This window comes from Streptomyces sp. HSW2009 (assembly GCF_040240285.1).
Taxonomy (GTDB): Bacteria; Actinomycetota; Actinomycetes; order Streptomycetales; family Streptomycetaceae; genus Streptomyces.
In genome coordinates this window covers 1-1,838 of record NZ_JBEHZD010000913.1, presented here as the reverse complement: position 1 = coordinate 1,838, position 1,838 = coordinate 1, and the positions used below count along the sequence as shown (strand labels likewise).

Genomic DNA, 1,838 nt, shown 5'->3' with positions numbered 1-1,838 from the left:
GGGGGGGGGGGGGGGGGGGGGGGGGGGGGGGGGGGGGGGGGGGGGGGGGGGGGGGGGGGGGGGGGGGGGCGGGGGGCCCCCCCCCCCCCACGCCGTCATCCGACAGTGGGATGTTGCCGTTCGGTACGTCCGTCGGAGGGGCTTCTCCACGGGCGCGGTCAGGCTCGGGGGCGCGCTCAACCTCCGCGGACTTGCGGCACCGACCATGCGCACAGGTCTGCGGCGAATTCGGTGTAGGAACGGTTGGCTCCGTTTGGTCTGCGGAACAGACCGTGCGCCAGGGCCTGCAAGGCTATGTCCGGTCCGTCGCTCTCCCGGAAGCGCGGACCACTGAGAACGGCTTCGAGATCTTCCTTGGGCGTCTGTCGTCGCCCGGTGTCCCTCCCCTCCCACGATGCCGGCAACTTCCATGAAGGTCTGTGGAGAGGAAATGCACCGGGGAAGAGCAAGAGCCAGGACTCCGACTCCGCTGCCGCGAGGGCGTAAACCGATTCGCTTCCACCCGCCGCATCGGACAGCGCCGACGACACGGCACGGCGAGCCTTGTCATAGGCAGGGCCAGGGCAGGCGTCCATGTCCTCGTGCACCGCTATGCCGACCAAATCGCCCTTCTTGAGCTTGGCCTTCCCGCGGGCCTTCCTCACCAAGGTGCCCGCGGTGGCCGCCAATTCGACACCGGTCTTCCTCCGTAATCGAACGGGGTCGGTGATCTCGGTGAGAAGGACCGCATCGGACAGTCTCGGATGCAGGCCTCTGATGAAGGCCGCCAGGATGCGGCGGTCGTTGGAGCTTTCACCTGCGAGTACGACGACACCTCTGCCACGGTTGGCAAGAGCCCCCCGCCGGCTCACAGTTCGTCCTCCGTCAGGTCTCCGCCGAGAACGCCGGAGAACCACAGTTCACCGAGCGGTTGATCACCCGTCTCGGCGACGATGGCCTCGACCTCGTCGGCGGAGAGGGCGGGGATGATGGATGCGCCCCTTTCATCCCGGTCACAGACGATGAACTCCTGCGGTGTCAGGCGGTCCACGAGGGCGGGAGAGTGCGTTGCCACGATCAGTTGTGTCCGGGTCGACGCCTCACGCATGCGCTCCACGATGAGTTCGAGTGCCTGTGGATGTAGACCGTGGTCGATCTCCTCGATGCAGGTCAGCGCCGGGGGCTGCGGATCGTAGAGCATGGCGAGCAGGCCGAGCAGGCGCACGGTGCCGAAGGAGGCGTCAGCGAGGGGGGTCGTACGGCGCAATCCCCGTTCGTGAAGCACCACCGCCAGGCGGTCGGCAAATCCACCGACCTGTTCGAATTCGATGGCTTCGAGTTGGGGCAGCAGCCGGCGAGCGTCGTCGGTCAGGCGTGTCCAGCGCTCCTCGTCCGCACTCAGATGTATGAGGAAGGCCGCCAGGTTCTCGGCGTGCGATTCCAGGTGTCCGGCGAGCGTGGAAAGGGCACGCGTGGGCTGCCGGGCCGCATTGACGTCAACGTCGAAGACCCGGAACGAGGAAAGACGCTCGGCGACTCGCGACACCTCCTCACCTCCGTCAGAGCGCCCCAGCCTCGGTAACGTCGAAAGCCCACTGCTCAACCGTTGGATACCGATCTTGTCCCGCCCGGACTCCCGTCCCGCCCGCTCATCAACGACGGTGGCCTCTTCACCAGAAATGGTGATGCGTCGGCCCCGGCCACCGGTGCGTTTGAAAGCGAAGCTTTCCTGGCGCGAGAGGATGTAGGACTCGATCCGGGCCGGCTTGAAAGCCGACCGCCGCCGAATGCTGAGGGCGTACTCGTCGGGCGCATTGAGACTCGCGTGCGTCGTCCAGTTCGCCTTGAGCTGGATAGTC

At 67.0% G+C, this 1,838-nt stretch carries 2 protein-coding genes; both read right to left on the bottom strand.

The window, feature by feature from the left end; all coding sequences use genetic code 11:
- Positions 1-176 precede the first annotated feature (176 nt).
- Positions 177-851, bottom strand: coding sequence for a hypothetical protein (locus AAHZ94_RS33500; RefSeq protein ID WP_349997465.1), 675 nt, complete (start codon positions 849-851; stop codon positions 177-179).
- On the bottom strand, positions 848-1,838 hold a 991-nt coding region (locus AAHZ94_RS33495; RefSeq protein WP_349997464.1), incomplete at its 5' end, for an AAA family ATPase. The genes AAHZ94_RS33500 and AAHZ94_RS33495, both read right to left, overlap by 4 nt.